Origin of the sequence: uncultured Boseongicola sp. (genome assembly GCF_937988555.1) — a bacterium.
Classification (GTDB): domain Bacteria; phylum Pseudomonadota; class Alphaproteobacteria; order Rhodobacterales; family Rhodobacteraceae; genus Boseongicola.
Genome location: NZ_CALJXO010000267.1, coordinates 1 through 2,705 on the forward strand (window position 1 = coordinate 1; position 2,705 = coordinate 2,705).

A 2,705-nucleotide genomic window follows, 5' to 3' on the forward strand; every position below is an offset into this window, starting at 1 on the left:
GACCCCATGGAACGTCCCGGCCCAGGTGAGCGCTTCGGCAGCATATCCCGTTCCCATGGCCTGAGTGGTGATCCGCTCAACACGGCGGGCCAATTCGGTCGCGGCTCTGCGAGAGAAAGTCATGAGTAAGATCCGGCGAGGGTCTGCACCGAGCACAAGAAGATGGGCGACACGGTGCGCAAGAGTGCTGGTTTTGCCGGAACCCGCACCTGCAATAACCAACAAAGGGGGCGACAGTTCATCCGCTGCCAAGCCAAACGTTGCTGCTGAACGCTGGTTGTCGTTCAACTTATCCAGATATGCCGTGTCCATTGGGCTGCCCAACCTGCAATTGCCGTTTAATCGCACAACGGTAGCTGGAGTAGAACGAAAAGGGAACAGATTAGTCACGCCTCATAGGGAGCAAAGCATTCGTGCGAGCGTCTACAGGTGCCATGGCACCGTAAAGTTAATGCGCGGTGCTTGAGGATATGCGATTGGGCCACACGACCAAATCTGCTCGAAGGTCAATGTACCGCCACCACCGTTTTCCACCAGATGTGATTGCTCACGCGGTCTGGCAGTATGTTCGCTTTCCGCTCAGCCTGCGCATGGTCGAGGATCTGCTGGCGGCACGTGGAATCATCGTGTCACACCAGACGATCCGCATTTAGGCGGAGAAATTCGGGCGCCAGTTTGCCGGAAATATCCGCCGCAGTTCTGCTGGTCAGTTCGATAGCAAATGGCATCTCGACGAAGTTGTCATCACAATTCGTGGCAAGAAACACTGGCTCTGGCGCGCAGTCGATCAGCCCGGCTTTGTCCTCGATGTGGTGGTACAAAGTCGCCGCAATACCAAAGCAGCCAGGCGGTTGATGCAAAAGCTGCTCAAGCGGCAAGGGGCTGCGCCACGGGTCATGATCACCGACAAGGTGCGCTCTTACGCGGCCGCGAAGGGGCAGATCATGCCCGATGTCGAGCATCGGTCACACAAGGGTTTGAATAGTCGAGCCGAGAACTCCCATCAGCCCACGCGACGGCGAGAGAGGATTATGAAGAGGTTCAAATCCGTCAGGCACCTGCAACGTTTCGTTTCCATCCACGACCCGATTGCCAACTTGTTCCACCTGCCTGGCCACGAAAGGACATCAGCCAGTTTCCGATAAATGCGATCGATCGCTATGCATACGTGGCGTGAAACTGCACAAGTTTCAGCCGTGTGAGGTCAAGGGCGTTAGACATCTTTCGCACGACCGTATTAACTTTACGGTGCCTAAAACCCTGGTCCTCCTCGAGACTTTTTGCCTTCATCTCCAAACCGCCATTCTCCGCCCACTTAATAATGTCCTTGGCGCGTGCTCTCCATGTTCGAAGGAGCTCATAGGCCGCAAAAATCCACATTTGAGATTGTGCATTCAAAAACATGGCTTCCGGAGGTGTTCTGTCGGTCCGAATGTATTCCTGAAGTGTGTGGTGCTCGACGCCCATGATAAATTGGTAGATGACCGTCAGATTGGTGACCTGCAGGCCTAATCTCTGCCTAGTAACTCGAGAGAGTGAAGCGCAGTCGTCAGTTCGTCCGGTGCGATCTCAGTATGTGAGCGGAAACTCTGATCTTCATCCGCCATATTGTCGTCATGGAATTCTTCCTCCTGATCCGTCATCTCAGCCTGCCAGTTCTCGTGCCGTTTGAACTGGCATAAAGAGACGGAGAGGTTGGTCAGGCAAGGGAAGGAATCCAAATGCCTCGCAGTATGTTTTGCGCCGTGCAACGGTGTCGGCATCACCGTCATTGAACACGTCTAAAATGATAACACATGTACCAAGTTCATCGGAAACTCGTGCGATCCGGCTCAATGCATCGGTGACCAGAGCGCTACCGATCCCGTTCTCTTGCTGGGTCTCATCGACCACGATCATCGCAATGAAGGCAGCTGGCAGCAGGCCGTGTTTTCCCGCCTTCTTTTGATAGGAGCCAGGCATTTCCTTTACGTTGATGGCATGCATGTTGATGCCGTAGAAGCCACCGATGTTACTTATGGCGCCGATGAACACCCAAACGCGGACAACATCCGCCTTTCTGCCCTTTTTTGCATTTAGTTTCAGGTCATTGTCCATCTGCGGAATGCCACAAGAAAAAGCCGCTCGATCATGGGTCTTGGGATTGAACGGCTGAATTGTGAACGGTGGTTGATCTTCGGTCTTACTCGGCATTCGAAATGAGTTTCTTTCGCAATGCAAAGGCGTCGACCAAACGCTTGGTTGGTCTGGGCGGGTTGTCCAAAGCGTCGAAAAACGCCTTCCTGTCCGCCTCACTTTCAATCACCGTAACTTTGTGTGCTTCAATCGTCGATCGAGCCGCATTGTACGCGGCGCTCACGACAAAAGAACTGACATCTACTCCGTTCAGCGTGGCTGCGCGATTGATCGTGTCTTTCACAGATGGTTATGGACGGGCTTCCAGACGAGCGCTTTTGGGCTCGTCGACCGCCACCGTGGTGTCTTCAAACGCCAACATTGTAGCCTTCTTATCGCCTTGAGCAAAGCACGCTTGCTGGGGGTGAAAAGGCGATGGAAAAAACCGAACAGCGCGAGCGGGCTTCGCTTGATCGCGATCTAAAGCGCGAAGCGCTGCGCCGGGTGGTCAGGCAGGAGCAACTGCAGGCTGCGGCACGCGCCGAAGGTCTGGATGCTCGCGGAGCCAAGAAAGGCTGGCGCACCAATGC

3 protein-coding genes and 1 pseudogene are annotated in these 2,705 nt (G+C 54.4%); 1 reads left to right on the top strand and 3 read right to left on the bottom strand.

Going from position 1 to position 2,705, the window contains the following annotated elements:
- The coding region (locus Q1B15_RS16175; protein ID WP_299755568.1) for a UvrD-helicase domain-containing protein at positions 1–312 on the bottom strand (312 nt) is incomplete at its 3' end.
- A gap of 158 nt (positions 313–470) precedes the next feature.
- Between Q1B15_RS16175 and Q1B15_RS16180 the strand changes: the two are divergent.
- Positions 471–1,145: pseudogene (locus Q1B15_RS16180) on the top strand (IS6 family transposase).
- A 499-nt stretch (positions 1,146–1,644) separates the two neighbouring features.
- Here the strand turns inward: Q1B15_RS16180 and Q1B15_RS16185 are convergent.
- Both Q1B15_RS16185 and Q1B15_RS16190 read right to left on the bottom strand, forming a co-directional pair.
- A complete protein-coding gene (locus tag Q1B15_RS16185) occupies positions 1,645–2,097 on the bottom strand; it encodes a GNAT family N-acetyltransferase (protein ID WP_299755570.1) in 453 nt (150 codons plus the stop codon).
- 85 nt (positions 2,098–2,182) lie between these two features.
- The gene (locus tag Q1B15_RS16190) at positions 2,183–2,419 is read right to left on the bottom strand and encodes a DUF1778 domain-containing protein (RefSeq protein ID WP_299755573.1); all 237 of its coding nucleotides are present in this window, start codon (positions 2,417–2,419) and stop codon (positions 2,183–2,185) included.
- Positions 2,420–2,705 lie beyond the last annotated feature (286 nt).

Excerpts from the sequence above, each read along its gene's own strand:
- Q1B15_RS16185 (WP_299755570.1), bottom strand. The coding sequence starts at position 2,097 with ATGGACAATGACCTGAAACTAAATGCAAAAAAGGGCAGAAAGGCGGAT.